The 26,048-nt window shown below is 70.2% G+C and carries 24 protein-coding genes and 1 pseudogene; 13 read left to right on the top strand and 12 right to left on the bottom strand.

Annotated features, from left to right (window positions below):
- Nucleotides 1-4 precede the first annotated feature (4 nt).
- Genes B9D87_RS08045 through B9D87_RS08030 form a run of 4 tightly spaced genes read right to left on the bottom strand, consistent with a single transcriptional unit; the run spans nucleotide 5 to nucleotide 3,011 of the window.
- Nucleotides 5-763: an adenosylcobinamide-GDP ribazoletransferase gene (locus B9D87_RS08045; RefSeq protein ID WP_007770692.1), complete on the bottom strand. Its 759-nt coding sequence runs from the start codon at nucleotides 761-763 to the stop codon at nucleotides 5-7.
- A complete protein-coding gene (gene cobT / locus B9D87_RS08040; protein ID WP_085977808.1) occupies nucleotides 760-1,815 on the bottom strand; it encodes a nicotinate-nucleotide--dimethylbenzimidazole phosphoribosyltransferase in 1,056 nt (351 codons plus the stop codon). Before cobT ends, B9D87_RS08045 begins: the two co-directional genes overlap by 4 nt.
- A complete protein-coding gene (locus tag B9D87_RS08035; RefSeq protein WP_007770694.1) occupies nucleotides 1,812-2,348 on the bottom strand; it encodes a bifunctional adenosylcobinamide kinase/adenosylcobinamide-phosphate guanylyltransferase in 537 nt (178 codons plus the stop codon). The genes cobT and B9D87_RS08035 overlap by 4 nt, the downstream gene beginning before the upstream one ends.
- Before the next feature lie 27 nt (nucleotides 2,349-2,375).
- Entirely contained in the window at nucleotides 2,376-3,011 is a 636-nt protein-coding gene (locus tag B9D87_RS08030; RefSeq protein ID WP_238553431.1) for a DUF3043 domain-containing protein, read from the bottom strand.
- Between the two features lie 248 nt (nucleotides 3,012-3,259).
- Here B9D87_RS08030 and B9D87_RS08025 point away from each other — a divergent pair, with 248 nt between their 5' ends.
- Both B9D87_RS08025 and B9D87_RS08020 read left to right on the top strand, forming a co-directional pair.
- Entirely contained in the window at nucleotides 3,260-4,336 is a 1,077-nt protein-coding gene (locus B9D87_RS08025) for a glycerate kinase family protein (RefSeq protein ID WP_007770697.1), read from the top strand.
- Nucleotides 4,337-4,432: 96 nt separating this feature from the next.
- Nucleotides 4,433-4,792 carry a HesB/IscA family protein gene (locus tag B9D87_RS08020; RefSeq protein WP_007770699.1) on the top strand — a complete coding sequence of 120 codons (360 nt, stop codon included), beginning with the start codon at nucleotides 4,433-4,435 and terminating at the stop codon, nucleotides 4,790-4,792.
- A gap of 57 nt (nucleotides 4,793-4,849) precedes the next feature.
- On the opposite strand, the gene B9D87_RS08015 is transcribed toward B9D87_RS08020, so the two are convergent.
- Nucleotides 4,850-5,527 carry an Rv0361 family membrane protein gene (locus tag B9D87_RS08015; protein ID WP_007770701.1) on the bottom strand — a complete coding sequence of 226 codons (678 nt, stop codon included), beginning with the start codon at nucleotides 5,525-5,527 and terminating at the stop codon, nucleotides 4,850-4,852.
- A 196-nt stretch (nucleotides 5,528-5,723) separates the two neighbouring features.
- Between B9D87_RS08015 and B9D87_RS08010 the strand changes: the two genes are divergently transcribed.
- Nucleotides 5,724-6,695 (top strand): carbohydrate kinase family protein, encoded by a 972-nt coding sequence (locus B9D87_RS08010; protein WP_007770702.1) that lies wholly within the window; start codon nucleotides 5,724-5,726, stop codon nucleotides 6,693-6,695.
- A gap of 77 nt (nucleotides 6,696-6,772) precedes the next feature.
- Here the strand turns inward: B9D87_RS08010 and asnB are convergent, their stop codons facing one another.
- Nucleotides 6,773-8,719 (bottom strand): asparagine synthase (glutamine-hydrolyzing), encoded by a 1,947-nt coding sequence (gene asnB / locus B9D87_RS08005; protein ID WP_007770703.1) that lies wholly within the window; start codon nucleotides 8,717-8,719, stop codon nucleotides 6,773-6,775.
- 157 nt (nucleotides 8,720-8,876) lie between these two features.
- On the opposite strand from asnB, the gene ctaC reads away from it, so the two are divergent.
- The 5 genes from ctaC (at nucleotide 8,877) to B9D87_RS07980 (ending at nucleotide 12,841) form a co-directional block, all read left to right on the top strand.
- Complete coding sequence (gene ctaC, locus B9D87_RS08000) at nucleotides 8,877-9,986, top strand: aa3-type cytochrome oxidase subunit II (protein WP_080598533.1); 1,110 nt, start codon at nucleotides 8,877-8,879, stop codon at nucleotides 9,984-9,986.
- Between the two features lie 13 nt (nucleotides 9,987-9,999).
- Nucleotides 10,000-10,419 (top strand): cytochrome c oxidase subunit 4, encoded by a 420-nt coding sequence (locus B9D87_RS07995; protein WP_007770710.1) that lies wholly within the window; start codon nucleotides 10,000-10,002, stop codon nucleotides 10,417-10,419.
- A 187-nt stretch (nucleotides 10,420-10,606) separates the two neighbouring features.
- Nucleotides 10,607-11,542, top strand: a complete 936-nt coding sequence (locus tag B9D87_RS07990) for an MmpS family transport accessory protein (RefSeq protein ID WP_007770711.1) — start codon at nucleotides 10,607-10,609, stop codon at nucleotides 11,540-11,542.
- Nucleotides 11,542-12,192 carry a DUF2561 family protein gene (locus B9D87_RS07985; protein WP_007770712.1) on the top strand — a complete coding sequence of 217 codons (651 nt, stop codon included), beginning with the start codon at nucleotides 11,542-11,544 and terminating at the stop codon, nucleotides 12,190-12,192. The genes B9D87_RS07990 and B9D87_RS07985 overlap by 1 nt, the downstream gene beginning before the upstream one ends.
- 202 nt (nucleotides 12,193-12,394) lie before the next feature.
- The gene (locus B9D87_RS07980) at nucleotides 12,395-12,841 is read left to right on the top strand and encodes a DUF5994 family protein (protein ID WP_007770713.1); all 447 of its coding nucleotides are present in this window, start codon (nucleotides 12,395-12,397) and stop codon (nucleotides 12,839-12,841) included.
- Nucleotides 12,842-12,877: 36 nt separating this feature from the next.
- Here the strand turns inward: B9D87_RS07980 and qcrB are convergent, their stop codons facing one another.
- From qcrB to ctaE, 4 genes are read right to left on the bottom strand one after another with little or no spacing between them, the layout of a single operon-like run.
- Entirely contained in the window at nucleotides 12,878-14,578 is a 1,701-nt protein-coding gene (qcrB, locus tag B9D87_RS07975; RefSeq protein WP_007770716.1) for a cytochrome bc1 complex cytochrome b subunit, read from the bottom strand.
- A complete protein-coding gene (gene qcrA, locus B9D87_RS07970; RefSeq protein ID WP_007770717.1) occupies nucleotides 14,575-15,786 on the bottom strand; it encodes a cytochrome bc1 complex Rieske iron-sulfur subunit in 1,212 nt (403 codons plus the stop codon). The genes qcrB and qcrA overlap by 4 nt, the downstream gene beginning before the upstream one ends.
- Entirely contained in the window at nucleotides 15,783-16,640 is an 858-nt protein-coding gene (qcrC, locus tag B9D87_RS07965; protein WP_007770718.1) for a cytochrome bc1 complex diheme cytochrome c subunit, read from the bottom strand. The genes qcrA and qcrC overlap by 4 nt, the downstream gene beginning before the upstream one ends.
- 29 nt (nucleotides 16,641-16,669) lie before the next feature.
- Complete coding sequence (gene ctaE, locus B9D87_RS07960; RefSeq protein WP_007770719.1) at nucleotides 16,670-17,281, bottom strand: aa3-type cytochrome oxidase subunit III; 612 nt, start codon at nucleotides 17,279-17,281, stop codon at nucleotides 16,670-16,672.
- Between the two features lie 150 nt (nucleotides 17,282-17,431).
- Between ctaE and trpD the strand changes: the two genes are divergently transcribed.
- Nucleotides 17,432-18,511 (top strand): anthranilate phosphoribosyltransferase, encoded by a 1,080-nt coding sequence (gene trpD, locus B9D87_RS27440; protein ID WP_254425565.1) that lies wholly within the window; start codon nucleotides 17,432-17,434, stop codon nucleotides 18,509-18,511.
- Here trpD and B9D87_RS07950 read toward each other — a convergent pair.
- Nucleotides 18,449-20,242: pseudogene (locus B9D87_RS07950) on the bottom strand (DEDD exonuclease domain-containing protein); the annotation flags it as partial. The gene trpD and the pseudogene B9D87_RS07950 sit on opposite strands and share 63 nt — an antisense overlap.
- A gap of 208 nt (nucleotides 20,243-20,450) precedes the next feature.
- Between B9D87_RS07950 and B9D87_RS07945 the strand changes: the two are divergent.
- From B9D87_RS07945 to pimB, 4 genes are all read left to right on the top strand, one after another.
- Nucleotides 20,451-20,705: a hypothetical protein gene (locus B9D87_RS07945; protein ID WP_174320891.1), complete on the top strand. Its 255-nt coding sequence runs from the start codon at nucleotides 20,451-20,453 to the stop codon at nucleotides 20,703-20,705.
- A 181-nt stretch (nucleotides 20,706-20,886) separates the two neighbouring features.
- Nucleotides 20,887-22,023: a peptidoglycan hydrolase RipC gene (gene ripC, locus B9D87_RS07940; protein ID WP_007770722.1), complete on the top strand. Its 1,137-nt coding sequence runs from the start codon at nucleotides 20,887-20,889 to the stop codon at nucleotides 22,021-22,023.
- Nucleotides 22,024-22,057: 34 nt separating this feature from the next.
- On the top strand, nucleotides 22,058-22,900 hold the full coding sequence (locus tag B9D87_RS07935) for a DUF4157 domain-containing protein (RefSeq protein WP_238553432.1): 843 nt from the start codon (nucleotides 22,058-22,060) through the stop codon (nucleotides 22,898-22,900).
- Nucleotides 22,901-22,964: 64 nt separating this feature from the next.
- Complete coding sequence (pimB, locus tag B9D87_RS07930; RefSeq protein WP_007770724.1) at nucleotides 22,965-24,095, top strand: GDP-mannose-dependent alpha-(1-6)-phosphatidylinositol monomannoside mannosyltransferase; 1,131 nt, start codon at nucleotides 22,965-22,967, stop codon at nucleotides 24,093-24,095.
- Nucleotides 24,096-24,142: 47 nt separating this feature from the next.
- On the opposite strand, the gene B9D87_RS07925 is transcribed toward pimB, so the two are convergent.
- Nucleotides 24,143-25,945, bottom strand: coding sequence for an AMP-dependent synthetase/ligase (locus tag B9D87_RS07925; protein WP_007770725.1), 1,803 nt, complete (start codon nucleotides 25,943-25,945; stop codon nucleotides 24,143-24,145).
- Nucleotides 25,946-26,048 lie beyond the last annotated feature (103 nt).

Raw genomic sequence — 26,048 nt, 5'->3', positions numbered from 1 at the left:
GGGGCTAGAACCGCACCGCGCCCGCGAGCAGCACCGCGGTCACCGTCGTGGTCAGCTCGATCGCGGCGCCCAGCACGTCACCGGTGATGCCGCCGAATCGGCGCACGCAGTGCCGCACCAGGACCGCTCCGCAGCCCAGGCCCAACAGCACCGCCGCCGGCCCCTGCCACGGCCGCGACCCGGCCGGCACCGAGGCGGCCAGCAGCACCGCCACCCAGGCGGCCACCACCAGAGTCGGCTGGGTCCCGGCGACGCGGACGCCCAGGGCGCTGCCGTCGGCGGCCGGCACCGACCGGTGGCCGGCCAGCACCGCGGCCACCCGGCCCGCGAAAACCGCCACGGCCACCGCAGCCACCCCGGGAACGACCCGGCCGGTGGCCCCCAGCGCCGAAAACGCCAGTGCCTGCAGCATGATCACCACGACGACGGCGGCGACGCCGAACGGCCCGGCCGCCCCCTCGCGCATCACCGCCAGCGCCCGCTGCGGCGGCCCGTAGCAGCCCAGGCCGTCGGCGGTGTCGGCGAGGCCGTCGACATGCAGGCCGCGGGTCGCGAGCAACAGCACCGCGACCGCGAGCAGGCCGGGCAGCGGGCTGGACCGTCCGAACACCCAGCCGCCGCCCCACGTCACGGCGGCGGCCAGCGCCCCCAGCGCGGCGCCCACCACCGGCAGCGCGGTCATGGCGCCGCGGCCCATCGGGGCGTTGCCCGGCACGGGCAGCACCGTGCCGAAGGCGAAAGCCGTTGCCAGCGAACGGATCACGATGGGGGAGCGGGCCGGTCGGACACGCCGGCCTGGGTGAAGGTCGCCATCGACGACAGGGCGGCCACCGCGGCGCGCAGCACCGGCAGCGCGACCGCGGCGCCGGTGCCCTCGCCCAGCCGCATCCGCAGGTCGAGGATCGGCTCCAGGTCCAGCGCCGTCAGCGCCAACCCGTGGGCGGGTTCGGTGGACCGGTGACCGGCCTGCCACCACAGCCGCGCGCCCGGCGCCAGGTGCTCGGCGACCAGCGCGGCCGCCGTCACCGCCATGCCGTCCAGCAGCAGCGGCGTGCGCCGCACCGCCGCCTGCGCGCAAAAGCCGGCCATCGCGGCCAGGTCCGCGCCGCCGGCGCGGCGCAGCAGTGCGACCGGATCGGGCAGCACCTGGCGCGCGCGGAACAGGGCGTCGCGCACCGCGGCGGTCTTGCGGGCCCAGCCGGCGTCGTCGATCCCGGTCCCGAAGCCCACCGCCACGACCGGCTCGACGTTCGTCAGCGCCGCCACCAATACCGTTGCGGCCGTGGTGTTTCCGATTCCCATGTCGCCCGCGATCAGCAGGTCGGCGCCGGCGTCGACCTCCTCGTCGGCGATGGCGGCTCCCGCGGCGAGCGCCCGCGCGGTCTCGTCGTCGCTCAACGCGTCCTCGACCCGGATGTCCCCGCTGGCGCGCCGCACCTTGTGCGCGCCGATCCGTTCGGTCAGCGGGTCGGCGTCCACCGCGAGGTCCGCGACCCGCACCGTCGCCCCGGCGACGTCGGCCAGGGCGTTGATCGCGGCGCCGCCGGCGTCGAAGTTGGCGACCATCTGCGCCGTCACCTCCGGCGGATAGGCCGACACCCCCGAGCGGGCGACGCCGTGGTCGCCGGCGAACACGACCACCCGGGCGCGCTCGAATTGCTGTGGCGGACACTGCCCTTGGCACGACGCGACCCACACCGACAAATCCTCGAGGCGGCCCAGCGCGCCCCGGGGCTTGGTCAGGGTGTCCTGGCGGGCGCGGGCGGCCGCGGCGACGCCGGCGTCGGGCGGCGAGACGGTGGCGAATTCCATCAGGCGCCCGCCGGTTTGATCGGCACCGGTTGCCCGGCCACCACCAGCACCACCCGGTCGCACAACCGGGCGAGGCGCTGGTTCAGCCCGCCCAGTTCGTCGGCGAACCGGCGCCCGGCGGCGGTGGCGGGCACGACGGTCAACCCGACCTCCGGGCTGACCAGCACCAGCGGGGAAGCGAAGTCGCCGACCGCGGCCAGCAGGTCATCGACGGGAGCCGCCACCGAGCCGCCGTCCCAGGCGCCGGTGCGGTCCAGCGCGCTGGTCAGCCAGGTGCCCAAGTCGTCGACCAGCGTGGGCGTGCCCGGCGATTGACGCAATTGCGTTGCGATGTCGTCGGTTTCGATCGTGGACCAGTGCTCGGGCCGGCGGCTGCGATGCTGGGCGATCCGGTGCGCCCAGGCCGCGTCGTCGTGGCCGGGCGGCCCGGGCGCCAGGTAGTTAACCGCGTGCCCGGCCGGCAACCCGTCGGCGATGGCTTCCTCCGCCCACTGCGATTTGCCTGACCTGATCCCGCCGAGCACCAGGGTGCGCACCGGTGTCAGCCCGCCTTCCGGCGGGCTTCAGCCGACACTGGCGCCGTGCTTGACCTGGGGCCTCGGCGCGCGCAACCGGCGCATCTGAGAGGCCCGGCCAGCGGCGTACAGGCCAAGCTTCCAACGGCTTTCGGTGTTGCTCGGGAACTTGGCGTCGACCAGCTTGCTGACCTTGCGGCCCAGGATCAGGCCGTCGACGCTCATCACGGCCATCAGCACCAGCATGGCCGGCGACACCCACAGCTGCAGCTGCGGGACGCCGAACATGACGAACATCAGGAACAGGGTCGAGGGCATGAACAGGCCCAGCAGGTTGCGACGGGAGTCCACCACGTCGCGAACGTAGCGGCGGATGGGGCCCTGGTCGCGCGGCAGCAGGTAGCCCTCCTCGCCGGCCATCATCTTTTCCCGCCGGTTCGACATGCGGGCGCGGTTCGCGGCCTTGTCGGCCCGCCGCTCCTCGCGGCTGAGCTTGGGACCGGCCAGCGTCTTGCGCCTGGCCCGCGCCTCGGAGGCGGTCATGGGCGCGGGCGCCACCGGCCCCTTCCTCACATTGCGGCGGGCCTCATTGCGCTTGGGCGTGGGGCGCCCCTTGGGGCCCGTCCGCTGCGCCTCGCGGGTCGCGTCGCCCGAGGCGCCAGCAACGGCGGAGCCGCCCGCGATGGCGGCGTTCTCGTCGAGGTCGGTGTCCTGGTCCTTCTTGCGGCCCAACAGCTTCACAGGGGCCAGGTTACTTCGCCGGCGACGCGCGCCGGAATTCGCCTGGAATGCCTTGCTATTAGACCTGCGTTAGTACCTCCCTTGGCCCTACTCTTACACGTGATGAACGGCAGCCTTTGATGGACGACGGGTCGATGGCCTCGGATGATGGTGGTCCCGGCCTGGCCCCCGGCCGCCTTCAACTGCCCGCCATGCAGGTCCTGGTGGCACCGGACTGCTACGGCGACAGCATGTCGGCCCTCGAAGCCGCCGCCGCCATCGCGACCGGTTGGACGCGGTCGCGGCCTGGCGACCGGTTCATCGTCGCCCCCCAATCCGACGGCGGCCCGGGCTTCGTCGAGGTGCTCGCCAGCAGGCTGGGGCAGACGCGGCGCCTGCGGGTGTCCGGACCCCTGAAAGCCATGGTCGAAGCCGATTGGGTGTTCGACCGGGGCTCGGCCACCGCCTACCTGGAGTGCGCGCAGGCGTGCGGCCTGGCGCTGGTCGGCGGACCGCCCACCCCGGAGACCGCCATGGCGGCGCACAGCAAAGGTGTTGGGCAGCTGATCGCCGAGGCGCTGCGGGTCGGCGCGACGCGCATCGTGGTCGGGCTGGGCGGCAGCGCCTGCACCGACGGCGGCCAGGGCATGATCGCCGAACTGGGCGGGCTGGACACCGCGCGGCGGCAGCTGGGCAACGTCGAGCTGATCGCCGCCTCCGACACCGAATACCCGCTGCTGGGCCCGTGGGGGGCGGCGCGGGTGTTCGGGCCGCAGAAGGGCGCCGACACGGCCACCGTCGCGGCGCTGGAGGTGCGCCTGCAGGCGTGGGCGCTGATCCTGGAAGCCGTGGCCGGACGGGACGTGAGCGCGGAGCCGGGCGCTGCCGCGGCCGGCGGCATCGGGGCGGGGCTGCTGGCGCTCGGCGGCCGCTGCGAGTCCGGGGCGGCCATCATCGCCGAGCACACCCGGCTGTCCGACGACCTGGACACCGCGGACATGATCGTCACCGGTGAGGGCCGGTTCGACGAGCAGTCCCTGCACGGCAAGGTGGTGGGCTTTCTCGCCGACGCCGCCCGGCCGCGGGGGATTCCCGTGGTCGTGCTGGCCGGCCAGGTCGACTTGGACAACGCGACGGTGCGCTCGTCGGGCATCATGGCGGCGTTATCCATCGCCGAGCACGCCGGATCGGCGCGGCTGGCCCAGGCCGACGCGGCCAACCAGCTCATGGGGCTGGCATCGGTAGTTGCGGCGCGACTCGGGAATAGCGGTCCTGCAAGGTACCGTTGAGGGAGTGGACTTTCGGGCGGTCCGGATCGCCCGGCGCAAGCCGGCGATTTCGGGCTTGATCGACCCCACCCAACAATGAGGCACGTAGGAGAAGCAATGACGGTGCAGAACGAGTCGAACGCCACGACGACCCACGGCGTGATCCTGACCGAGGCCGCCGCCACCAAGGCAAAGTCCCTGCTGGACCAGGAGGGCCGCGACGACCTGGCGCTGCGCATCGCCGTGCAGCCGGGCGGCTGCGCCGGCCTGCGCTACAACCTCTTCTTCGACGACCGGGCGCTGGACGGCGACCTGACCGCGGAGTTCGGCGGTGTGAAGTTGACGGTGGACCGGATGAGCGCGCCCTACGTCGAAGGCGCGTCCATCGACTTCGTGGACACCATCGAGAAGCAGGGCTTCACCATCGACAACCCCAACGCCACCGGCTCGTGCGCCTGCGGCGACTCTTTCAACTGATCGGTTAGATCCGCGAATCCGTCAGCCGGGCCGCACAGCCCGGCTGACGGCGTGCGTTCAGTACGAGCCGCCGGTGCGCAGCACGTACGAGCAGACCATGATCTGGCCGCGCTGGAACAGCAGCTGCGCGATGCCCTGCACCTGCCCGTGCATCGGGCCACCGCTCACCGGGGACACCCGCATCGTGAACAACGCCTGGGCCTGGTACTGCGACAGGTAGACGATCTTGTCGATCGAGGTCAGTTCGACCTCGGAGAACTGCTTGCGGAACGCGTCGCTGCTGAGCTTGGCCAGGGCCTGGTCGGATCGCTTGTCCTGGACGCCGTCGTAGAGCCCGCACAACGCGTTGCGGGCGATCTCGTCGATGTCGCGGTGCTCGAGCGCGTCCAGATAGCCCTGGATGGCCGTCCTCGCCGCGCCCTCGGAGAACGTGGCGCCGGTGTTGGCCCCGTTGGTGCGGACCCCGTAGACGATGGCCACCGTCAGCACCGCGACCAGCGCGATGGCCAGCGCGACGCCGACGATCAGCCCACGCTTGGACCGTTGCGGCGGGTACGGGACCGGCGCGGGGGGCTGCCCGGCATAATTGGCTGTCGCGGGTCCTGCCTGCGCAGCGGAAGCGAAGCCCGGGCCACCGGAGTTGGGGTCATCCGGGAACTCCAGGGGCGGGGATTCGCTTGGGGGTGTTGGTCCTTCGCCGCCGACGGTGTGGTTCGGCGAGTGCGGACCTGCCATCGTGGTTCTCCTACGGTGGTAGACGGGACTGCAAGCGGGCTGCGGCCCGAGCAATGTGATCCCGGCGACTTGAGTGAGTTGCTGGGTGGGTTTCTAAGGGAGGCTAGCGCACACCCTCGCGCCGAGGAGTCCACACAGCGACGGTCGAGGCCCGTGAGTAAGCTAGATAACCTAGCTAACGAAGGATGGAGTTTTCGTGACGATCGCGGTGACAGGTTCGATTGCGACCGACAATCTGATGCGGTTTCCCGGCCGGTTTTCCGAGCACCTGCTGGCCGAGCACCTGCAGAAGGTGTCGCTGAGTTTTCTGGTTGACGACCTGGTGATTCACCGCGGCGGAGTGGCCGGCAACATTGCCTTCGCCATCGGCGTGCTGGGCGGCGACGTGGCGCTGGTCGGGGCGGCCGGCGACGACTTCGGCGAGTACCGCGACTGGCTGCAGTCGCACGGGGTCAACTGCGACCACGTGCTGATCTCGCAAACCGCGAAGACGGCGCGATTCGTCTGCACCACCGATGAGGACATGGCCCAGATCGCATCCTTCTATCCCGGCGCCATGTCGGAGGCCCGCAACATCAAGCTCGCCGACGTCGCGTCCGCGGGCAAGCCGGACCTGGTGATCATCGGTGCCAACGACCCGGACGCGATGGTGGTGCACACCGAGGAGTGCCGCAAGCTCGGCCTGGCGTTCGCCGCCGACCCGTCCCAGCAGCTGCCCCGCCTGTCCGGTGCCGAGATCGACAAGCTCGTCGACGGCGCGGCCTATCTGTTCACCAACGACTACGAATGGGAGCTGCTGCTCTCCAAGACCGGCTGGTCCGAAGCCGACGTGCAGCAGAAGGTCGACCTGCGGGTGACCACGCTGGGCGCCAAGGGCGTCGACATCGTCGAGCGCGACGGGACCACCACCCACGTCGGCGTGGTGCCCGAAATCAGCCAGACCGACCCCACCGGCGTCGGCGACGCGTTCCGGGCGGGTTTCCTCACCGGCCGCACCGCCGGGCTCAGCCTCGAGCGCTCGGCGCAGCTGGGCTCGCTGGTCGCCGTGCTGGTGCTGGAGTCCACCGGCACCCAGGAGTGGACGTGGGACCCCGCGGTCGCCAAGACCCGGCTGGCCGGCGCCTACGGCGACGAGGCGGCCGCCGAGATCGCCGCGGTGCTGGGTTAGCTCCTTCCCCGCGAGCGTAAGCACGCTGCGGCTTTGGAGCTGGATGTTCGCAGTGCGCTTACGCTCGCGGCCCACACTCAGAGCTGCACGGGGTAAACGGGCTCGCTGATCTGGGGCACCACGCTGTGCTCGACGAAGATCGCGTGCCAGAGCATGAAGATCAGCAGCGTCCACAGCCGGCGGCTGTGATCGCTGACGCCGTTGCGGTGCTCGTCGAGCATCCGGCGCACGGCGGTCTTGTCGACCAGGTGATCGGCCTGCGAGGCGTCCACCGTCGCGTAGGCCCACTCCAGCAGCTCGCCGGCTCGCAGCCAGTGCCGGATCGGCACCGGGAATCCGAGCTTGGGCCGGTGCAGCACATGCGCCGGAACGATCGGCTCCAACGCCCGGCGCAGCGCGTACTTCGTCGTCGTCCGGGTGATCTTCGCCTCGACCGGCAGCCGCGAGGCGACGGCGAACACCTCGGGATCCAGGAAGGGCACTCGCAGCTCCAGCGAGTTGGCCATCGTCATCTTGTCGGCTTTGACCAGGATGTCGCCGCGCAGCCAGGTGAACAGGTCGACGTGCTGCATGCGCGCCACCGGGTCCCAGCCCGCCGACTCGGCGTACACCGGCGCGGTGACGTCGGTGTGGGTCCATTCCTCGCGGAATCCGGGCAGCACGTCGCGCAGCTGCGCGTCGGAGAAGCTGCGGGCGTTGCCGTAGTAGCGCTCCTCGAGCGTCAGGGAGCCGCGGTGCAGCAGGCTCTTGCCGCGCATCCCCTCGGGCAGCGGCTTGCTCATCTTGCCCACCGATCGCCGCAACGGCCGGGGCAGATAGTCAAACGGCTTGAGCGACAACGGCTCCCGGTAGATCGTGTAGCCGCCGAACAGCTCGTCGGCGCCCTCGCCGCTCAATACCACCTTGACGTGCTTGCGGGCTTCCCGGGCGACGAAGAACAGCGGCACCAGCGCCGGGTCGGCCACCGGCTCGTCGAGGTACCAGACGATCTCGGGCAGGGCGGCGACGAACTCGTCGGGCTTGACCACCTTGGCGATGTGGCGGGCGCCGATCGCCTCGGCCGAGGCCACCGCGACGTCGATCTCGGAGAAGCCCTCCCGCTCGAAGCCGGTGGTGAACGTGATCAGCCGGGGGTTGTGCCGGATGGCCAGCGCGGCGATGGCGGTGGAGTCGATCCCGCCGGACAGGAACGCCCCGACGGTGACGTCGGCGCGCATGTGCTTGGCCACCGAGTCCTCGAGCACCGCGGTGATCTCGTCGTAGCGGGCCTGTTCGGTGTCGCGGGTGATCGGCACCGCGGCGAAGCGCGGCGTGAAGTAGCGGGTGGTCTGCGGCCGCTGCCCGGGCCGGATGCGGGCGTAGCAGCCCGATTCCAGCCGGCGCACCCCGCGGTGCAGCGTCTCGGGCTCGGGCACGTACTGCAGGACGGTGTAGTGCTGCACGGCCCGCTCGTCGATCCCGGTGTCGAAGCCGATCAGCTCGGCCAGATCCAGCAGGCACTTCTTCTCGCTGGCCACCGCCGTGCCGCCGGTGCCGGTCGCCATGAACAGCGGCTTGATGCCGAAAGGGTCTCGGGCGCAGAACAATTCGCGGGTGACGGTGTCCCACAGCGCAAACGCGAACATGCCGCGCAGCCGGGTCAAGACGTCGGTGCCCCAGTGGTGGAAGCCGGCGACGATCGCCTCGCCGTCGCCGTCCGTGGCGAACGCCGCGCCGTGCTGGGCGCCCAGCTCGGCGCGCAGCTCGAGGTAGTTGTAGATCTCGCCGTTGAACACCAGCACGTAGCGGTCGGGCGCCTCGGGCGGCCCCCAGCGCAGCGGCTGATGCGAATGCGCGATGTCGATGAACGACAGCCGGTTGAAGCCGAACACGACTGCACCCTCGGCGGCCAGGCCGCCGGGTTCGTCGGGGCCGCGGTGCCGCATCAGGCGTAACGAGTGACCGACGGCGTCGTCGGCGCGGGCGGCGGCCGCTTCTTTATCGGAGCCCTCCGGGGCGGCGACGAACGCCAGCAGACCACACACGGCGCCCCAGTATGCCGCACTTGACGGGCGTGCGTGGACCTCGTACCCGGGCACGTCGTGAATGGCCGGACGCCCCGGCGGGCCGGGGTTTCGTCGCCCGGCTCAGACGCGTGGTCTACGCTGCGTAGTATTCGATATCCGAGCAGGAGGCGCTAACGTGACCCCTCGCGAGCAGGACCGTTCGCAACGTTTGTCGCAGGGCAGGTTTCGGCGCCGTTCCGGGGGCTCCGGGCGCCGAGCGAAGGGTCTTTCCCGTCGTCTCCGGCCCGTCGCGCTGGCGGCCGTGCTGGGCGTGCTAGCGCTGTTCCTGAGCGGATGCAGCAGCTGGGCCGACGCGCTGGCGCTGGGCTGGCCGCGGGGCATCACCCCGGAGGCCCACCTCAACCGCGAACTGTGGATCGGCGCCGTGATCGCGTCGCTGGTCGTCGGCCTCATCGTGTTCGGCCTGATCTTCTGGGCGTCGGCTTTCCACCGCAAGAAGGCCACCGACACCGTGCTGCCCAGGCAGTTCGGCTACAACATGCCGCTGGAGCTGGCGCTCACGGTGACGCCCTTCCTCATCATCTCCGTGCTGTTCTACTTCACCGTCGTGGTGCAGGAGAAGATGCTGCACCTGGACAAGAACCCCGAGGTTGTGATCGATGTCACGGCCTTCCAGTGGAACTGGAAGTTCGGCTATCAGAAGGTCAACTTCAAAGACGGCACGCTGACCTACGACGGCACCGACCCGGCGCGCAAGAAGGCGATGCTGTCCAAGCCGGAGGGCAAGGACGCCCACGGCGAGGAGCGCGTCGGCGCCGTCCGCGGGCTGAACACCTCGGACCGCCAGTACCTGAACTTCGACAAGGTCGAGACGCTGGGCTCCAGCGAGGAGATCCCGGTGCTGGTGCTGCCGACCGGCAAGCGCATCGAATTCGACCTGGCGTCCGCGGACGTGATCCACACGTTCTGGGTGCCGGAGTTCCTGTTCAAGCGCGACGTGATCCCCAACGCCGACGCGAACAACTCGGTGCACGTCTTCCAGACCGAGGAGATCCAGACGCCCGGCGCGTTCGTGGGCCACTGCGCCGAGTTCTGCGGCACGTATCACTCGATGATGAACTTCGAGGTTCGGGTGGTGGCGCCCAACGACTTCAAGGCCTACCTGCAGCAGCGGATGGACGGTAAGAGCAACGCCGAGGCGTTGCAGGCGATCGGGCAGCCCCCGGTCGCGGTGACCACCCACCCGTTCGACACCAAGCGCGGCCAATTGGCCGGAAGCCAGTAGGTTAGGACACCAAATGCATATCGAAGCCAGGCTATTCGAGTTCATTGCCGGGTTTTTCATTGTGGTCGCGGCGCTCTACGGGGTGCTGACCGCCCTCTTCGCCACCGGAGGCGTGGAGTGGGCGGGCACCACCGCGCTGGTGCTGACCGGTGGCCTGGCGATGATCACCGCGACGTTCTTCCGCTTCGTGGCGCGCCGCCTGGACACCCGGCCCGAGGACTACGAGGGCGCTGAGATCAGCGACGGAGCAGGCGAATTGGGCTTCTTCAGCCCGCACAGCTGGTGGCCGATTCTGATCGCGCTGTCCGGCTCGGTGGTCGCGGTGGGCATCGCGCTGTGGTTGCCTTGGCTGATCGTCGCCGGGGTGATGTTCGTCCTGACGTCGGTGGCCGGACTGGTCTTCGAGTACTACATCGGTCCCGAGAAGCACTGATTCGCGGCATAAAGGTCACAATCCGATCACGTGATTGGTGGGCAGTTCGCCACGACGGCTTTGCCCCTTTTGGGTTCGGTAGTGTTTTGCCCAGGCAAACGAGAAGCCTCCCAGCGCGCCCGCAACGATGTGATCGCGGAGTCTTGTGCGCAGGTGAGGCCGTCGAACAGGGTAGGCAAAGGCAGAGATGAGCGGGTCGAGACCCCCGGGATGGGATCCTGACGAACCCGACCCTGCCGACCCGATCAGCCACGAACCGGACCCCGGCGACGAGCCGGACGATCTGGGGCGTGGCGCCGACGCCGACGCCGAGCCGGAGCCGTTCGAGGACAGCGCCGAACTCGCGGCGAACCAGACCGACGAGACCGACGCCTACTCGCGGGCCTACTCGGCTCCGGAGTCCGAGCACTTCACCAGCGGCCCCTACCTGCCGGCCGATCTGGGGCTCTACGACTACGACGACTTCGACGAGTCCGCCGACGCCGACGACGAGCGCAGCACCGCGCGCTGGCCGTGGGTGGTGGGGGTGGCCGCGATCGTGGCCGCGATCGCGCTCGTCGTGTCGGTATCGCTGCTGTTCGCGCGCACCGATACCACCAAGCTCGCCAACCCCGGCACCACCACCGCGCCGTCCACGCCGCCGCTGCAGGACGAGATCACGACGACCAAGCCGCCGCCTCCGCCCCCGCCGCCACCCACGACCGAACCGCCGCCGCCCCCGACAGCAACGGAGACCCAGACTGTGACGGTGACGCCTTCTCCGGCACCGCCGCCCCCGCCCGCCCCCGCTCCGGCACCGCCGCCGGCGACGTCGACGGCGGCCGCGCCACCGCCGCCCAGCACCCCGGCGGGTCCGCGCCAGGTCACCTACTCGGTGACCGGCACCAAAGCCCCGGGCGACATCATCTCGGTGACCTACGTCGACGCGTCCGGCCGGCGCCGCACGCAGCACAACGTGTACATCCCGTGGTCGATGACCGTCACCCCGATCTCGCAATCCGACGTGGGCTCGGTGGAGGCGTCCAGCCTGTTCCGGGTGAGCAGGCTCAATTGCTCGATCACGACCAGCGACGGAACGGTGCTTTCGTCGAACAGCAACGACTCGCCGCAGACGAGCTGCTGATGGTCAGCAGATATTCGGCGTACCGGCGTGGCGTGGGCGACGACACCATTGCGCCCGAGGTCATCGACCGCATCCTGATCGGCGCGTGCGCCGCCATCTACCTGGTGCTGCTGGGCGTCAGCGTGGCGGCCGCCGTCGCGCTGGCGGACCTGGGCAGGGGCTTTCACAAGGCGGCCAGCAGCCCGCACACCACGTGGGTGCTGTACGCCGTCATCATCGTGTCGGCGCTGATCATCGCGGGCGCGATCCCCATCCTGTTGCGCGCCCGCCGGATGTCGCAGGCCGAGCCGGCCGCGCAGGCGATGACCGCGCCGTCGCGCGGGCCGGCAAGGCCTTCGGTGCGGCTGGGGACCGGCGCCCTGCGCCCCGGGACCGGACGGACCACCACCGTCCAGTCCGCCGCGCCCGGCCCGGGCGCCGAGTGGTCGGGCGAGGCCGTCGACCGAGTCTGGTTGCGCGGCACCGTGATTCTGACCGGCACCATGGGTGCGGCGCTGATCGCGGTTGCCGCGGCGACCTACCTGATGGCGATCGGCCACGATGGCGGCTCGTGGGTCGGCTACGGGTTCGCCGGCGTCATCACCGCGGCCATGCCGGTCGTCGAGTGGCTGCACATTCGTCAGCTCCGCCAGGTCGTCGCCGAACAGTAGCCGCCGCTGGCGCGCGCGGTCGGCGCGCGTGGCCCCCGCCGCCCGATCCGGTGCGCCGGGGGTGGCGTAGCGTCAGGCGCGAGCCGTTTCGTTGCCGGCGGCCGTCCCGCAGTCCGTGCGGATGACGGCCGCGGGCACTGCGATCCCTCCCTTCGCCGGGTCAGTCGAGGCGAAGGACGCCAACCGTGAGGGGAAACCGCAAGTGGATGCCGCGGACAGACGGCGAGCGCGCGCCAATCCCATCCGGGTCTCGGTGGGCTGTGAGCTCGGCCGCACCATCGACGGCGCCTGGTGGCCCCGTGCGGACCGCATCACCAACGAATTGCCCGGCCTGGTCGCGCTGCTGACGCCCTTGCTCGGTGGGATCGACTCCATCAACGTCAACTGGCCACCGTTGCAGCGGCCGCCGGACTTCAACTGGCCGGGCTGGGAGCACAAACGCCAGCACGTGATCACGGTCGTCGGCGCGGACGCACGGGTCAACCTGCTGATCGTCCCGTACGCGACGTACAGCGCGCTGGCCCTGATGGTGTTGCGCTGTGCCGCCGGGCTGCCGGTCGAAACCCGCGACATGGGCAAGCGGGTGTTCGTCACGGCCGCCGCAATCCTGCGCGCCGCCCAGCAGCAAGGGGCCTGCGCCCGGCCGTAGGGGCGTTACGCCGACGAAAACCGGTGGGGCAGCGAGCTAGTGCTCGCCGCCCTCGCCGTTTGTCGAACCGTTCGTCGAACCGTTCAGGCCGTCCTGGTGCTCACGCAGCGCGGTCAGGGCGCGCTGTTCGGAGCCGTGCGCGGCCTCGCGCAACGCCGCGTCCTCGGACGCCGGATCGGCGAACAGGAAGCTGCCCCGGCCCGGAGATCCGGCCGAACCCAGCTTGTTCATCTTCTTCGGCAATGGCGCGCCCTGGTATTCGAGCGGCAGCGGGTGGCCGTGGTCGTCGACCGGGCCCAGCGGCTGGTGCAGCTCGACGTAGGCGCCGTGCGGCAGCCGCTTGATGATGCCGGTCTCGATGCCGTGCTCGAGCACCGCGCGGTCGCTGCGCTGCAGCCCGATGCACCACCGGTAGGTGATGAAGTAGACCACCGGCGGAACGATCACCATGCCGATGCGCCCGATCCACGTCGTCGCGTTCAGCGAGATGTCGAACTTGAACGCGATGATGTCGTTCATCGCGCACAGCGTCAGCAGCATGTAGAACGCGATCGCCATCGCACCGATCGACGTGCGCACCGGCACGTCGCGCGGGCGCTGCAGCAGGTTGTGGTGCGCATAGTCGCCGCTGAACCGCTTCTCCAGGAACGGATACACGATCAGCAGGCCGAACACCCCGCCCATGATCAGCGCCACCCAGACCACCGCCGGGATGGTGTGGTGCCAGAAGTAGAACTCCCATGGCGGCCAGATACGGGCCAGACCCTCGGTCCACATCATGTAGAAGTCCGGCTGCGAGCCGGCCGAGACGTGAGATGGCTTGTAGGGCCCCAGGTTCCAGATCGGGTTGATCTGCAGCAGACCACCCAGCAGGCCCAGCACGCCGACGATCGCGGCGAAGAACGCGCCGGACTTGACGGCGAACACCGGCATCACCCGCACGCCGACCACGTTGTGCTCGGTGCGACCGGGGCCGGGGAACTGGGTGTGCTTCTGGAACCACACCATGGCCAGGTGCAGCCCGATCAGCGCCAGGATGATTCCGGGCAGCAGCAGGATGTGCAGTGAATACATCCGAGGGATGATGTAACCCGCTGTGGCGCATTCGTTTCCGACGCCACCGCAGGGGAAGTCACCGCCGAACAGGGCCCAGTGCAGCCAGGTGCCGATCACCGGCATGCCCAACGTGATCGAGGACAGCGCGGCGCGCAACCCGATGCCGGACAGCAGGTCGTCGGGCAGCGAGTAGCCGAAGTAGCCCTCGAACATCGCCAGGATCAGCAGCAGCGAACCGATGACCCAGTTGGCCTCGCGAGGCCGCCGGAAGGCGCCGGTGAAGAAGATGCGGGCCAGGTGCACCATGATCGACGCGGAGAAGATCAGGGCGGCCCAGTGGTGGACCTGACGGACGAACAGTCCGCCGCGCACCTCGAAGGAGATGTCGAGGGTCGACGCGAAGGCCTTCGACATGTCCACGCCGCGCAGCGGCTGGTAGGCGCCGTTGTAGGTGATCTCCGCCATGGAGGGATCGAAGAACAGCGTCAGGTACACGCCGGTGAGCAGCAGCACGATGAAGCTGTACATGGCGATCTCGCCCAGCAGGAACGACCAGTGGGTGGGGAAGACCTTGTTGAGCTGTCTACGGACCGCCGCGGACGGGTGGTAGCGCGTGTCGATGTCCTCGCCTTGGCGGGCCAGGACGTCGCCGATCTTCGGGGGACTCAATTTCGGACTCATGTCGTCGTCCTCTCCCAGAATGCCGGTCCGACGGGCTCGACGAAGTCACCGTTGGCGACCAGATACCCGTTGGAGTCGATGGTGATCGGCAGTTGCGCCAACGCACGCGCGGCCGGCCCGAAAATCGGCTTGGCGAAGTGCAGCGCGTCGAACTGCGACTGGTGGCATGGGCACAAGATCCGGTAGGACTGCTCCTCGTACAGCGAGGCGGGGCAACCCAGGTGCGAGCAGACCTTGGTGTAGGCGAAGAACTCGCCGAAGTTGAAGCTCTCCTGGCCCTGCCGCTTGACCACACGGTTCATGTCGGTGGGCCGAACACGGATGAGCATCACGGGGTTTCGCACACCCTGGTTGATGGCCCGCAGCTTTTCCTGCGATTCCGGTGTGGTGCCGTCGCCGTCGGACTCCCGCCACGGGAAGACGGTTTCCATGCCGCCGGCGTCGAGGTCCTCGGGGCGCATCTTGACGAACGGCGACGTGGAGGCGGAGCCGGTGGCGCGCGCCAGGAAGATGGTCTCGCCGTGGTAGCGCGGGCTCCACCCGGAGGTCCACAGCACGGCCTTCTTGCCGTCGGCGGTGGGCACGACCGGCTTCCACGGGTTTTTGATCAACCCGCCGGCAAACGCGACCAGGGTGGACAGACCAAAGGCGCCCAGCCCCATTCCCAGCGACAGGCCGATCAGCTTGCGCCGCCCGACCGTCGACCCCTGATAGGCGTCGGCCAGGTTGGCCACCACCGTCTTGCGGTCGACGTCGCGCGAGGCGCCGTCGTGCCGGTCCTGAATCGAAATCTCTTCGGGGATAAAGCGTTTCTGGTAGAGGATGACGCCGATTCCGATCGACAGGATCGCCATCCCGAAGGTCAGACCGTACAGCGGGGTGGTCAGGTCGTAGAGGAAGCTTCCGGCGCTCTCCTTGGGCTTGTACTCCCAGGGCCAGAACAAGAAGATCAGCAGCAGCGCCAGCCCGAAGAAGCCGCCCAGCAAAAGCCAGAGGGCGACGCCACGCTCGGCGCGCTTTTCGGCTTTGGTGCCCTCGATCGGCCAGCGGGGTTCCTTGAACACCGTGTCGACGCCGTCCAGCTTGCCGCCCAGCGCCACCAGTTCCTGCTGTGACATGGCGGCCAGCGCCGCGTCGTCGGGTTCCCTCTCGCCGGTGCCGTGCGGGTTTCCGCCGGTGTCAGAGCCGCGAACGTCCTGATCGCTCATGCTCGTGCCCCAATCCACAGTGCCAGCCCGATGGCCGCGACCATCCCGATGATCCAGGCGGCCATGCCCTCGGGTGCGGGACCGAATCCGCCCAGGCCGTAACCGCCCGGCTGGCGCTCCTCGGTCACCGCCTTGATGTAGCCGATGATGTCCTTCTTGGCCTCGAACGACAGCTGACGGTCGGAGAACTTCGGCATGTTCTGCGGACCGGTCCGCATGGCCGCCAGGATCTGCTGCTCGTTGGCGGGCTCCAGGTCCGGCGCGAACTTGCCGGACGACAAGGCCCCGCCCTTACCGGTGAAGTTGTGGCAAGAGGAGCAGTTCAGCCGGAACAGGTCGCCACCACGGCCCAGGTCCTCGCCGCGCAGCGAGCGCATCGCCAGGCTGCCGTCCGGGTTGCGCACCGTGGTCGGGCCGCCGCCGTTGGCCTGGACGTAGGCGCCCAGCGCGTCGACCTGGCCCTCGTCGAAGATCGGTTCCTTGCGCGGCGCCTGCGCCTCGCCGGTCATCGCCGGCATCCGGCCCGTCGACACCTGGAAGTAGACGGCCTCCTCGCCGACGCCGATCAGGCTCGGCCCGCGGTCGGGGACACCCTGCAGGTTGGCGCCGTGGCACGACACGCACGAGGTGTCGAACAGCTGCTTGCCGGTGCGCAGCAGCGCCGAGTTGGACTCGTCGGCGACGGCGACCTGCGGCCGGGGGGTCAGGATGGCGGCCAGGCCGCCGGCGATGGTCAGCGCGATCAGCAGCAGCAGACCGCCGGACAGCCGGCGGCGCAGGCGCCGTCGCGACCGGTCACGCTGCCCCTGTGGCGGCTTGGCCGCACCGGATCGGGTAGATCCCAGTTTCTTCAACCGAGCACTCCTGTTCGTCCAGCGCCTGCTCATCGGATGAAATAGATCACGGCGAACAGCGCGATCCACACGATGTCGACGAAATGCCAGTAGTACGAGACGACGATGCTGGCCGTAGCCTGCGCCGGCGTGAACTTGCTCATCGCGGTGCGGGCCAGCAAGAAGATGAAGGCGATCAGGCCGCCGGTGACGTGCAGGCCGTGGAACCCGGTCGCCAGGTAGAACACGCTGCCGTAGGCGCTGCCGGGGATGGTCGTCCCGTGCGTCATCAGGTGGTAGTACTCGTAGCCCTGGCCGCAAACGAAGAACAGGCCCATCAGGAACGTGAGCACGTACCAGCGGCGCAGCCCGAACACGTCGCCGCGCTCGGCCGCGAACACCCCCATCTGGCAGGTGAACGACGACGCGATCAGCACCAACGTGACCGGTACGGCCTGGTACAGGTTCAGCTCGGTCGGCGGCGGCGGCCACTTGCCGCCCGATTGGGCGCGAGCGGTGAAGTACATCGCGAAGAGGCCAGCAAAAAACATCAGCTCGCTGGAAAGCCAAACGATGGTGCCGACGCTGACCATGTTGGGTCGGTTCAGCGAATGCACCCGCGACGTAATTGCAGTACCCGAAGTCCCGGCAGCGCTGGTCACATCCGCAAGTATGACGCTTTGTAGTTGTTGAACTCCACCCGGGGCCGCATTTGGTGTCCGGCGCGGCGCGCGCGGGTGCACGGCGGCCGGCTCACGGAGACGGTTGGGGCTGGTGTGGTCGTCGTGGGACCATCGGCGCGTGGCTTTGTCATCGAAGGCTCCGTCCGCGGGGGCCCCGGCGCGCCCGCAACCTCGTGGCCGCGGATCCTGTCCCGCCTGACCGGCGGGCAGGACCTGGCGCGCGGGCAGGCCGCGTGGGCCATGGACCGGATCATGGCCGGCGACGCGAGCCCCGCCCAGATCGCGGCGTTCGCGGTGGCGATGCAGGTGAAGGTTCCCACCTCGGCCGAGGTCATCGAGCTGGCCGACGTCATGCTCAGCCACGCGCTGCCGATGCCGCCCGGTGCCATCCGCGACGACACCGTCGACATCGTCGGCACCGGCGGCGACGGCGTCAACACGGTGAACCTGTCCACGATGGCGGCGCTGGTGGCCGCGGCCGCGGGGGTGCCGGTGGTCAAACACGGCAACCGGGCAGCCTCGTCGTTGTCCGGCGGCGCCGACACGCTCGAGGCGCTCGGCATCCGCATCGACCTCGGCCCCGAGCAGGTCGCACGCAGCCTCGCCGAGGTCGGCATCGGGTTCTGCTACGCGCCGCTGTTCCACCCGTCCTACCGGCACACCTCCGCCGTGCGCCGCGAGATCGGTGTGCCGACGGTGTTCAATCTGCTTGGGCCGCTTACCAATCCGGCCAGGCCACGGGCCGGACTGATCGGCTGCGCGTTCGAAGAGCTCTCCGAGGTGATGGCCGGGGTGTTCGCCGCGCGCCGGTCCAGTGTGCTGGTGGTGCACGGCGACGACGGGCTCGACGAGCTGACGACGACCACCACCAGCACGATCTGGCGGGTGCAGGCCGGCACGGTGGACAAGCTGACCTTCGATCCCGCCGGATTCGGTTTCCCCCGAGCCGATCTCGACGACCTGCTCGGGGGCGACGCCCAGGCGAACGCGGCCGAGGTGCGCGCGGTGCTGGCCGGCGGCAAGGGCCCGGTGCGTGACGCCGTCGTCCTCAATGCCGCCGGCGCGATCGTCGCGCACGCCGGATTATCCAGCCGCGCTGAATGGTTGCCGGCGTGGGAGGACGGGCTGGCCCGCGCCTGCAGGGCCATCGACTCGGGTGCGGCCGAACAGCTGCTCGCGCGATGGGTGCGGTTCGGCCAGCAGGTCTGACAACCCCTGCGCCGAAACCTGTTCGGCGGCCAGTCGTGCCGAGCGCGCCGTCGCGGCCCACGCCGACCAGGCGCCCGCCGACCGCAGCGGGGAAGCCCAGCCGTCCTCGGCGACCCGGACGATGCGGACCCCGGGGGCGGTCAACCAGCGCACGATGAGCGCGGTCTCCTCGACCAGCGCGCCGCCCAGCGGCGCGGGCGTGGGCAGAATCGCTTGTGCCCCAGCAACAATCGCGTCGACGACCGGCATTGGCGGCACCCCGCGCCGGGCGCTGCCGGCTGCGGCCAGCTGACCGTGGCGGATGACCGCCAGGTGATAGCCCCCCTCGGCGTCGGGTGCGGCGGCGATCAGCTCGGGCAGCGCGGCCAGGGCGCGCAGCCGCTGGCCGCGCCACAGCGTCTCGACCGTGGTGACGATGCGGTCGCGCAGGCGGGCGGCGCTCTCGAAGTGATGCCGCTGGGCGAGCGCACCGACCTGATCCACGGCCGATCTCAGCGCGTCGTTGTCCGCGCCGTCGACCAGCGCCGCGACCCGCGCCACGGCGGCGGCGTACTGGGTGGCGGTGACACCGCGCTCGGCCGGGCACGGCGACACCTCCGCCTCGGCGCACAGCGGCCCGTGCAGCGCCGAGCGGCCCAGCCGGTTGGTGCAGGTGCGTAATCCGGTGAACCGCGCCAGCAGCGCGGCCGTGTCGGCGGCGTCGGCGCGGGACCGGAACGGGCCGACGGCGCGGTCGTGCCGCGGCGCCCGCACCACCGCGAGGCGGGGAAAGGCCTCGTCGGTCAGCGCCACCCACCACCAGCGGCGCGGGAACTTCGACCGGCGGTTGTACGGCGGGGCGTGCGCGGCCAGCAGCCGCAGCTCGCGTACGCCGGCCTCCAGCGCGTGGGCGCACTCGACGTGGTCGACCGCGCCGGCCAGCGCGACCATCTCCTTCATCCGGCCCCGGGGATCGGCGCCGGTGAAGTACTGGCTGACCCGTCGTCGCAGGTCGACGGCGGTGCCGACGTAGAGCACCTCGCCCGAGGGACCGCGGAACAGGTACACGCCCGGCCGGCGCGGCAGGCCCTCGGCGAGCACCCGCTTGCGGCGCTGGGTCGGTGTCACGTCGGGCAGGTAGGAGCGCAGGTCGGCATAGGTGTGCACGCCCTGGTTGCCCACCCGCTCGATGAGGGCGTGCAGGACGTCGACGGTGGCGCGCGCGTCGTCCAGGGCGCGGTGGGTGGGCTGGGTGGCGACGGCGAACAGCCGCGCCAGCGACGCCAGCCGCACGCTGGGGGCCTCCTCGCGGCTGAGCACCCGGCGGGCCAGCCGGACCGTGCACAGCACCTGCGGCCGCGGCCAGGCGATGTCGCACTGCTGCGCGGCGGCGCGCAGGAAGCCGACGTCGAACCCGGCGTTGTGCGCGACGAGCACCGTGCCGAGGTCCAAGCCGGCGAACTCCAGGAACATCGGCAGCACGGCGTCGATGGTCGGTGCGTCGGAGATCATCGCGGTGGTGATGCCGGTCAGCTGCACGATCTGCGGCGGGATGCTGCGCTGCGGGTCCACCAGGGTGGCGAACTCGCCGAGCACCACGCCGCCGCGCACCTTGACCGCCCCGATTTCGGTGATGGCGTCGGGAACCGCGCCCGCGGTGCCCTTGGTGCGCCCGCCGGTGGTCTCCAGGTCGACCACCACGAAGGTGGTCTCGCGCAGCGAGAGCTCGTCGGGGGTGAACGGTGACCCCACGTCGGCGAAGCTCAGCTGAGTCGCGCCCCGGGAAGTCACGGCGGTGACGTTAAGGCCGGCGACCGACACCCGTGGGGCTCCCACGCCGGGCGCGGCGGCCGGAATGCGGGCGGCGGTACCTGTCGGTGCCCGCGGTTACCGTTCGGGCAGTCCGGCGTTGATGTTCGTCCACCTAGTTGCCGGAGCCGAAGTGAGAGGACCGATCCCGATGGCAGCACGAACTGGACCTACCGACGTCGGCATGACGCCGCCCGAGCCGGGGACACCGGTGGTGATCGACTGCGACGAGTGCGCGGTGCGCGGCCCCGGCTGCCGCGACTGTGTCGTCAGCGTGATACTCGGGGTCCCGGATACTTTATTGCAAGATGAACGGGCGGCATTAGAAGTTCTCGCCGAGGTTGGCTTGGCGCCGCGGCTTCGCCTCGTCCCGATTCGTCGCGATCGAGGTTCTGGTGTAGCCTAATTGCCTTGTCCCACAAAGGTCCTCGGGCCACACGAAACGATTCACATAGAAATGACAGGATTCTTTCTAATTTCTTAACCGCTCGCTTTGGACAAACGCCGATATCGTTTCGTAACCTGTTTGAGACCTGAACCAGCTCGACGACCGATCGGTCGTCGATGGCCGTTTAAGGAAGCAAATCTTGAGGCTTGACTCTAGGTACCCGGTTGCGCGTGTCCTGACACGTTCGGCCATAGGGGCACTAGCTGGCTTCGCGATCTTCTCCGGCGTCATGACCGCCCCCGTGTGGGCCGACCCGGCCGAAGACGCCACGGCAAAACTCAACCAACTGTCCCGGCAGGCCGAGCAGACCACCGAGGCGATGCACAGCGCGCAGCTCGATCTGAACGACAAGCTGGCCGCCCAGCGCGCCGCGGACAAGAAGCACACCGACGACCAGGCCGCGGTCGATGCGGCCAAGGCGCACCTGTCGTCGTACCAGGACTCGGTCAACAAGCTGGCCGCCGCGACCTACATGGGCGGTCGCGTCGACGGCATGGAGGCCATCCTGACCGCGGGCTCGCCGCAGGGCCTGATCGACAAGCTGGCGGTGCAGCGGGTGATGGCCACGCAGATGGCCAGCCAGATGAAGAGCTACCGGATCGCCGGGGAGCAGGCCGCCAAGGCCGAGCGGGAATCCGCCAAGTCCGCCGCCGACGCCAAGAGCGCAGCCGAGCAGGCCGCCGCGGTCCGGGCGAGCCTGCAGTCAAAACAGAGCCAGCTGCAGGTGCAGATCGCGGTCGTCAAGTCGCAATACCTTTCTTTGACCGCAGACCAGCGCACCGCGCTGGCCAATCCCGCGCCGCCTCCCGGCGCACCGGCACCGGAAGCGTTGCCCCCGGGCGCGCCTCCCGCGCAGGCGCCGGGCGAGGCGCCGCCCGCTGGCGGAATGCCCGGATTGCCCGGCATGGCGCCCGGCGGGGTCGGCGGCGGTGACCGCGCCACCGTCGTGCAGGCCGCGCTGACCCAGGTCGGGTCGCCCTATGTATGGGGTGGCTCCGCGCCCGGCGGGTTCGACTGCTCCGGCCTGGTGATGTGGGCGTTCCAGCAGGCCGGCATCTCGCTGCCGCACTCCAGCCAGGCGCTGGCCCACGGTGGCCAGCCCGTCTCGCTGGGAGATCTGCAGCCCGGCGACGTGCTCACCTTCTACTCCGACGCCTCGCACACCGGCATCTACATCGGTGACGGCATGATGATCCACTCGTCCACCTACGGCGTGCCGGTCCGGGTGGCGCCGATGAGCGCCGGCGGCCCGATCTACGACGCGCGCCGTTACTAGAGACCCTCGACCGCGGCGCCGGCGGCTCCCGATACTGCTGGCCTGGGTATTCGTCGTCGAGCTGCTGGTGGCCGCGGCCGTACCGTTCGACGCCGTGCGCGAGAGCCGGATCCGGCCCGCCCAGCTGGTCACGCCCGCCCGCAGCCAAGTCAATGCGTCGACGAAGTCGATCACCGTCGGTGACCGCACCGTCCGGCTGCTGGGCCTCGGCGGGGCCGCCAGCGACCGGCTGCTGTCCAGGGTGGCCTCGACCATGGGCGCGGCGATCGCCGCGGTGGAGTCGTTCTGGGGCGTCGACTGGCCGCGCGAGATCTCGGTGGTCGCGGCCGGCACCGACGAGGAGTTCCGCGCCGCCGCCGGCGGCGGACCGGCCTCCCAGTGGGCCGACATCGCGGCGGTGACGGTCGTCGACCGCGTCGATCCCGTTCGCCGGGTTGCCGTCGGCCAGCGGATCGTGTTCGCGCCGGGCGCGGCCAAGATGAGCGCCGCATCGCTGCGAATCGTGTTGGCCCACGAGCTTTTTCACTACGCCGCGCGTGCCGACACCGTCGCGGACGCGCCCCGCTGGCTCACCGAGGGGGTGGCCGACTTCGTCGGCCGCCCACCCGCGCGGGTGCCCACCGACACGTTGTTGCCCATGGCGCTGCCCACCGACGCCGACCTGGACGTGCCCGGGGCGCAGCGCTCGCTGGCCTACGACCGCGCGTGGTGGTTCGCCCGCTTCGTCGCCGACACCTTCGGACCGCCCAAATTGCGCGACCTCTACCTGGCCACCTGCGGCATCCGGCACGCCGACATGGCCGCCGCCGGCCAGGACGTGCTGGGCGCCAGCCCGGCGGGCCTGCTCACGCACTGGCAGCAGTGGCTGACCCACTAGGCCCGGCTCGCCCGGCTCGGGCCGTGTGCGGGGTCGGCATCGTCGCCAAGCTAGCCTGACGCAGGTGAGTCGGGTCCTGCTGGTAACCAACGACTTTCCGCCCCGCCGGGGCGGCATCCAGTCGTACCTCGGTGAGTTCGTCGACCGGCTGGTCGACGCCGGGCCGCATTCGGTGACGGTGTACGCGCCGCACTGGAAGGGCGCCGAGGCTTACGACGCGGCCGCCCGCTATCGGGTGGTGCGCCACCCCGGCACGTTGATGCTGCCCGTCCCGGCGGTCGACACCCGGATGCGGCGGCTGATCGCCGAGGAGGGCATCGACACCGTCTGGTTCGGGGCGGCCGCGCCGCTGGCGCTGCTGGCCCAGCGCGCCCGCGGGGCCGGGGCGAGCCGGGTGCTGGCCAGCACCCACGGCCACGAGGTCGGCTGGTCGATGCTCCCGGTCGCGCGCTCGGTGTTGCGCCGCATCGGCGACGACACCGACGTGGTCACGTTCGTCAGCCGCTACACCCGGTCCCGTTTCGCGCCGGCCTTCGGCCCCAGGGCGTCGCTGGAATACCTGCCCTCCGGGGTGGACATCGACCGGTTCCGGCCCGATCCGGCGGGCCGGGCGCGGTTGCGCGACCGCTACGGGTTGGGGGAGCGGCCCACGGTGGTGTGCGTGTCCCGGCTGGTGCCGCGCAAAGGCCAGGACATGCTCATCAAGGCCCTGCCGTCGATCCGGCGACGCGTCGACGGCGCCGCCCTGGTCATCGTCGGCGGCGGCCCCTATGAGGATTCGTTGCGCGCGCTGGCCCGCGAGTGCGGGGCGGCCGACGATGTCACCTTCACCGGCGGCGTGCCGGCCGCGGAGCTACCCACGCATCACGCGCTGGCCGACGTGTTCGCGATGCCCTGCCGCACCCGCGGCGCGGGGCTGGACGTCGAGGGGCTGGGCATCGTGTTCCTGGAGGCGTCGGCGACCGGCGTGCCGGTCGTCGCCGGCAGGTCGGGGGGAGCCCCGGAAACGGTGCAGCACAACAAGACCGGGCTGGTTGTCGACGGCCGAGAGGTGGGCGAGATCGTCGACGCCGTCGCCGGCCTGCTGACCGATCGCGACCGGGCCGCCGCGATGGGCGCGGCCGGGCGCGACTGGGTGACGGCCCAGTGGCGCTGGGACACCCTCGCGGCGCGGTTGGGCGCGCTGCTCGGCTGAACGGGTAAGACCCCGCGAGCGTCGCGCTCGGCGGCTAATGCTGCCCGCTAGTCCTTCTGGTAGATGGCCTCGATGTCGGAGGCGAACTTCTCGGCCACCACGTTGCGCTTGACCTTCATCGTCGGCGTCAGTTCCCCGGTGTCCTCGGTGAAATCGACCGGCAGGATGCGGAACTTGCGGATCGACTCGGCGTGCGACACAGCCTGATTGGCGTCTTTGATGGCCGCGTCCACCTCGGCGACCAGGTCGGGATCGGTGGTCAGATCGCTCACCGACGCGCCGGCGCCCTTCTGGTTGCGCTGCTTCCAGCCGTCGAACGCCTCGGGATCGATGGTGATCAACGCGCCGATGAACGGCTTGTTGTCCCCGACGACCATCGCCTGGCTGATCAGCGGGTGGGCCCGCAGCCGATCTTCCAGGACGGCCGGCGCGACGTTCTTGCCGCCCGCGGTCACGATGATTTCCTTCTTGCGGCCGGTGATCTTCAAGAAGCCGTCTTCGTCGAGCACGCCCAGGTCGCCGGTCCTGAACCAGCCTTCGGTGAAGGCGTCCTCGGTGGCCTGTTCGTTGCGCCAGTAGCCGCTGAACACCACGCCGCCGCGCACCAGCAGCTCGCCGTCCTCGGCGATGCGCATGCTGTTGCCCGGCACCAGCGTGCCCACGGTGCCGATCTTGACGTTGCCGACCTGATTGACGGTGATCGCCGAGCTGGTCTCGGTCAGGCCGTAGCCCTCGTGGATGGTCAGGCCGACGCCCCGGTAGAAGTGGCCCAGCCGCGAGCCCAGCGGCGCGCCGCCGGAGACGGCCGCGTGGCAGTCGCCGCCCAGCGCGGCGCGCAGTTTGTTGTAGACCAGCCGGTCGAACAGGGCGTGCTTGGCGCGCAGCGCCAGCCCGCGGCGGCCACGGTCCTGCGCCTCGCTCCAGTCGACGGCGGTCTGTACGGCCGCCGCGAAGATCCGTCCCTTGCCGTCGTTGGAGGCGTTCTGCTCGGCGGTGTTGTAAACCTTCTCGAACACCCGCGGGACCGACACCACCACGGTCGGCTTGAACACCGCGAACAACGGCACCAGGTTCTTGATGTCGCTGGTGAACCCGACGGTGACCTTGTTGGCGAACGCGGACAACGTCAGCGAGCGCGCCAGCACGTGCGCCAGCGGCAAGAACACCAGCAGCCGCTGCCCCTCGTCGAGCAGCGTCGGCAGGCTCTCCTTGGCGCCGCGGGTCTCGTACAGCAGGTTCGAATGCGTCAGCTGGCAGCCCTTCGGCCGCCCGGTCGTGCCCGACGTGTAGATGAGCGTCGCCGGATCCTCGGCCCGCAGCTTGTCGAGGCGGGCCGTCAGCTCGGCCGGTTCCACCGCTGCGCCGGCCTCGACCAGCTGGTCGAGAGCCTTGGGGCCCGAACCGTCGATGTGCAGCACCCGGCGCAGCGCGGGCAGTTCGGCGGTCAGCTCGGTGACCATCGCCGCGTGCTCGTCGGTCTCGGCGAACGCCAGCACCGCCTCGGAGTCCTGCAGCACCCAGCGCACCTGCTCGGCCGACGACGTCTCATAGATCGGCACGGTGACCGCGCCCACCGACAGGATCGCCAGGTCGAGGATCGCCCACTCGTAGCAGGTGGCACAGAAGATCGATACCCGGTCGCCGGCCTGCACCCCCAGCGCGATCAAACCCAATGCGGCGGAGCGGATCTGATTCGCCGCCTCGGCGCAGGTGACGTCGGTCCACTCACCCTCGACTTGACGCTGGTAGATGACGAAGTTGGGGTCGTCGCGCTCGTGTTCGAAGACCATCGCGGCGATGTTGTCCTGTTCGCCGACGGAAAAGCGGGCGGGAACGCTGTACTCACGCACTCTTATGACCTCGATTGACCTCGTGAAGATTCCCGGGAGCCGGGTTGCTGGTCACCAGCCTAATCCGCGCAATGATCCAGCACGGCCGGAGTGGCTCAGCCCC

This window comes from Mycobacterium colombiense CECT 3035 (assembly GCF_002105755.1).
Taxonomy (GTDB): Bacteria; Actinomycetota; Actinomycetes; order Mycobacteriales; family Mycobacteriaceae; genus Mycobacterium; species Mycobacterium colombiense.
This window is presented reverse-complemented; position numbering and strand designations above follow the sequence as displayed.